Consider the following 4338-nt stretch of genomic DNA (forward strand, 5'->3'; position numbering starts at 1 on the left):
GTTCGCCTTGACCGGCTGCCTGCTCCTTGGCTGGTTCCACCTCGCGGTGACGGCCATGGGCAATGCGATAGATGGCGGAACCGAATTCTCGCAGCATCTGCCGTTTCTGGCTGTCTACGTCGTGGTGATCCTGATTGGAGGTGCTGTCTTCGGGATCGGACTGGCAATCAAGCCTGACACGGCATGATTTCCTTCAGGAGCGTTTCCCGGATTGTGATCGCCGACGCATGCGGCCCGCTCTCGGCAAGCGGTCAACGGGATGGTGGGCACCCGCGGTGTCGCGACATCACGGGGTTATGACTGGTCCTTATCCCCAATCGCCGGGCATTAGCGCGTCCGGCATGTTCTGATAGCTGACCGGGCGCAGGAAGCGGCGGATCGCCATCGTGCCGACCGAGGTGGCGCCGAAATTGGTCGAGGCCGGGTAGGGGCCGCCATGGACCATGGCGTCGCAGACCTCGACACCGGTCGGGAAGCCATTGGTCAGGATGCGACCGGCCTTGCGTTCCAGCACCGGCATGAGTGTCCGGCCCAGGGCAGTGTCGCCGTCTTCCATGTGCAGGGTGGCTGTCAGCTGGCCTTGCAGGGAGTGGGCGACTTTCAGCATGTCGGCCTCGTCCTTGACGGTGACCACGAGACCGAGCGGCCCGAAGACTTCCTCGCCGAGGACGTCATTCTCGAGCCAGTCAGCGCCCGTCGTGACGAAGAGATAGGGCGTGGCATTGCGCAGATCGCAGGTCGTGGTCAGGACTTCGCGGACACCGGCTGTACCGCGGATCACGTCGCGACCCTTCTGGTAGGCCTGGGCAATGCCGTCGGTGAGCATGGTTTGCGGGCCGACCTCGCCGAGGCCGGCGACAGCCGCCTGGATGAAGCTTTCCGCGTCCCGGCCTTCAATCACCACAGCGATGCCCGGATTGGTGCAGAACTGGCCGGCGCCCATGGTCAGCGAGGCGGCCCAGCCTGCGCCGATGGTTTCGGCACGCGATGCCATGGCGCCAGGCAGGAGGAACATCGGATTGACCGATCCGAGCTCTCCGAAGAACGGGATGGGTTCGGGGCGTGCCGCACACAGGTCGAACAGGGCACGACCACCGGCCAGCGAGCCGGTAAATCCGACCGCCTTGATCAGCGGGTGCTCGACCACGGCCTGTCCGACCGCGCGGTCACCCCCCTGGATCAGGCTGAAGACGCCGGGATGCACGCCGCAGGCCTTGATGGCCGCGTCGATGGCCTGGGCGACGAGGTCACCGGTCCCGGGGTGGGCGGAATGGCCTCTGACAACGACCGGGCATCCGGCCGCCAGTGCCGCAGCGGTGTCACCACCGGCCGTGGAGAAGGCGAGCGGGAAATTGGAAGCGCCGAAGACGGCGACCGGGCCGACCGGGCGCTGGACGAGTTTGATATCCGGACGCGGCAGGGGCGCGCGGTCCGGCAGGGCAGCGTCATGGTGCGCGTCCAGATACTCACCCTTCAGGATGTGCTCGGCAAAGAGACGAAGCTGTCCGACCGTGCGGCCGCGCTCGCCATTGAGGCGCGCGTCCGGCAGACCGGTCTCCTGGGTGCCGATCTCTGTGATCGCCTCGCCGCGTGCATCGATCTCGTCGGCGATCGTGTGGAGGAATTTGGCGCGCGCCTCCCGTGGGGAATAGCCGTAGGACCAGAACGCCTCTTCGGCCGCCTGGCAGGCCTGGTCGACCAGGTCCGGCGTGCCGACGGCGAATGCATGGGACGGGCCGTGAGCCGGGCTTGAGGTGAAGCTGGCATCGCTGCCGATCCAGTTTCCGGCGACAAGGTGTTTCCCGATGATCATGGCGTGTCCTCAGCTTGCTTGACAGGTGTCATGCCTTAATTGTCTGAGTTATTCAACAGGCCCGGCTGAGAGTTTTCCCCGGCGTCCCGGCGGCGTCCACACGGTCTCAACCTGGCTTGACGATGGCGCGGGATCAAAGGCACAAGCGTGCCCAGAGGGGTGTCCGAAATGCCGTCAGTCATCAAACAGACCTGGTCCGATTGCGTCTCCGTCATCGCGGTCTGGGCGGCCGGCATCTTCTTGCTGATGTTCTTTCATCAGACGGTCGGCATTCAATCAGAGTGGATGCCCGGGGTCGTCTTCGGCAGCTTTGCCGCAATCCTGGTCCTTGCGCCGATCGGCTCGCTGCTCTGGCGGCGCCTTGCCCGGGCGACCTAGGCTCAGTCAGCCCCTTTCCCTTTATCCGCCGAACCGCTAAATCCAACCCCGGAAAACGCGTTTTCGTGCTTTGATCTTCCAAGGAGCGCCTGTGATGCAGACACGGTCTTGCCAAGTCCTCATTGTCGGTGGTGGCCCGGGCGGCTATCCGGCCGCCATCCGCGCCGGCCAGCTGGGTCTGGACACCATCATTGTCGACAAGCACGGTCTGGGCGGCACCTGCCTCAATCGTGGCTGCATCCCCTCCAAGGCGATGATCCATGCGGCCACCAAGTTCGAGGAAATGGGCAAGCATGCCGACAGCGATGTGCTGGGCATTTCGCTCGCTGAAGCGCCCAAGCTCGACATGGGTAAGCTGGTTGGCTGGAAGGACGGCATTGTCGCCAAGCTGACCGGCGGTGTCGGTCAGCTGATCAAGGCTGCTGGCGCGACGCACATTGCCGGCTGGGCCGAATTCTCCAACGCCAAGACCTGTGTCGTGACGATGGACGATGGCGAACAGGTCGAGATCACGGCCGAGCACGTCATCCTGGCCACCGGGTCAGTCGAGGTCGAGCTGCCCTTCCTGCCCTTCGGCGAAAACGTGATCGGCTCCACCGATGCGCTCGACCTCACCGAACGTCCGGAAAAACTGGTCGTGGTTGGCGCCGGCTATATCGGCCTGGAACTGGGTATCGCCTTCCGCAAGCTGGGCTCGGACGTCACCTTCATCGAGGCCTCCGGGGGCATCTTGCCGCTCTATGACAAGGAGATCACCCGTCCGATCACCATGTGGCTGAAGAAGCACAAGGTCGATGTGAACCTGTCCTGCAAGGCCAAGGGTGTCACCGAGGCGGACGGCAAGACGGTCCTGGAATATGACGACGCCAAGGGCAAGGCGCAGACCATCGAGGCCGACAAGATCCTCGTTGCGGTCGGCCGCAAGGCCTGCCTGGACGGCTGGGGCCTGGAAAACATGGGTCTCGATCTGGATGGCAAGTTCATCAAGGTCGACAACCAGTGCCGCACCGGCATGCGCGGTGTCTTCGCCATTGGCGATGTCGTCGGCGAGCCGCTGTTGGCGCACAAGGCGACGGCCCAGGGCGAGATGGTCGCCGAGATCATTGCCGGTCATCGCCGCGTCCATGACCCGGTTTCCATCGCGGCCGTTTGCTTCACCGAGCCGGAAGTCGTGGGCGTTGGCCTGACGCCGGACGAGGCCAAGGCCAAAGGCGAGGAGATCATCACCGGCAAATTCCCGCTGGCTGCCTCCGGGCGTTACCTGTCGATGGAAGCGGGTCTCGATGGTGGTTTCGTCCGCGTCACCGCGCGCAAGGATGATCATGTCATCCTCGGCATCCATGCGGTTGGCGCGCATGTCTCCGAACTGTCGGGCGAGTTCGCCCTGGCGGTCGAGATGGGCGCCCGCCTCGACGACATCGCCGGCACCATCCACGTCCACCCGACCCTGACCGAAGGCTTCGCCGAAGCGGCGCTGACGGCGCTCGGTCATCCGATCCATATTTCGGCGCCGAAGAAGTAGAGGCGTCGCGATGGCGGTTTCCGACAGCCCGGTTGAGCAGGCCAAGCGCCAGTTTGAAGTTCTCGTTGGGGTGTATCTGATGGTCGCCCATGCGGACGGAGATTTTTCCAAGCTCGAGGAAGTGGGCGTGCGGTTGGGTGTGATGAGAGACCGGCGACCCGCCGGATTGACCGACGCGGAATGCGACGCGATTTACAGCAAGCTGGAATCTGGCTTCCGAGCCAATCCCGATAAGGCCAGCGCTCGGATTCTGGCAGAGGTTGAGGCATTTCGCGGTAACGGCATCGTTCGCCGAGCCGTCGTCGAAACGGCTCGCAAAGCCCTGGCGGCCGACCGCTTGGCCAAGCCGCAGGAAGATTATGCCTTGAGCCACCTTGCAGCTGCGCTCGGCTTGCGCGAAAGCGAAATCTAGAGGTCAACGGCCCGCATACCCGGCATTCACTTCCTTGCGCTCTTGCGTCTCTATATAGAGCGTTCGGCAAGTCAGGCGGGATCATCATGGACGACAGCGGCAGTTTCCTTTCCGGCATCATCGGGGCTGACCAGGCGGTCGCGGGCGAGGGCATGCGCTGCGTCTCTTTCGAGACCGCCTTCCTGCGCCGGATCGAACCGGGCCCGGCGGATA

5 protein-coding genes are annotated in these 4338 nt (G+C 64.1%); 4 read left to right on the forward strand and 1 reads right to left on the reverse strand.

Annotated features, from left to right (window positions below; genetic code table 11):
- On the forward strand, positions 1–187 hold a 187-nt coding region (locus tag QZ266_RS06005; RefSeq protein ID WP_295692640.1), incomplete at its 5' end, for a hypothetical protein.
- A gap of 120 nt (positions 188–307) precedes the next feature.
- Here QZ266_RS06005 and QZ266_RS06010 read toward each other — a convergent pair.
- Complete coding sequence (locus QZ266_RS06010; RefSeq protein WP_295692643.1) at positions 308–1813, reverse strand: aldehyde dehydrogenase (NADP(+)); 1506 nt, start codon at positions 1811–1813, stop codon at positions 308–310.
- A 168-nt stretch (positions 1814–1981) separates the two neighbouring features.
- Between QZ266_RS06010 and QZ266_RS06015 the strand changes: the two genes are divergently transcribed.
- The 3 genes from QZ266_RS06015 (at position 1982) to QZ266_RS06025 (ending at position 4125) form a co-directional block, all read left to right on the forward strand.
- A complete protein-coding gene (locus QZ266_RS06015; RefSeq protein WP_295692646.1) occupies positions 1982–2191 on the forward strand; it encodes a hypothetical protein in 210 nt (69 codons plus the stop codon).
- A 94-nt stretch (positions 2192–2285) separates the two neighbouring features.
- Entirely contained in the window at positions 2286–3713 is a 1428-nt protein-coding gene (gene lpdA / locus QZ266_RS06020) for a dihydrolipoyl dehydrogenase (RefSeq protein ID WP_295692648.1), read from the forward strand.
- A gap of 10 nt (positions 3714–3723) precedes the next feature.
- Positions 3724–4125, forward strand: a complete 402-nt coding sequence (locus tag QZ266_RS06025; protein WP_295692650.1) for a hypothetical protein — start codon at positions 3724–3726, stop codon at positions 4123–4125.
- Positions 4126–4338: the final 213 nt, after the last annotated feature.

The organism is uncultured Maricaulis sp., from assembly GCF_905480005.1.
In the GTDB taxonomy this organism is placed as follows: Bacteria; Pseudomonadota; Alphaproteobacteria; order Caulobacterales; family Maricaulaceae; genus Maricaulis.

Bases quoted from the DNA above. Each gene is read 5' to 3' on its own strand.
- QZ266_RS06010 (WP_295692643.1), bottom strand. From the start codon at position 1,813: ATGATCATCGGGAAACACCTTGTCGCCGGAAACTGGATCGGCAGCGAT.
- QZ266_RS06015 (WP_295692646.1), top strand. From the start codon at position 1,982: ATGCCGTCAGTCATCAAACAGACCTGGTCCGATTGCGTCTCCGTCATC.
- lpdA (WP_295692648.1), top strand. From the start codon at position 2,286: ATGCAGACACGGTCTTGCCAAGTCCTCATTGTCGGTGGTGGCCCGGGC.
- QZ266_RS06025 (WP_295692650.1), top strand. From the start codon at position 3,724: ATGGCGGTTTCCGACAGCCCGGTTGAGCAGGCCAAGCGCCAGTTTGAA.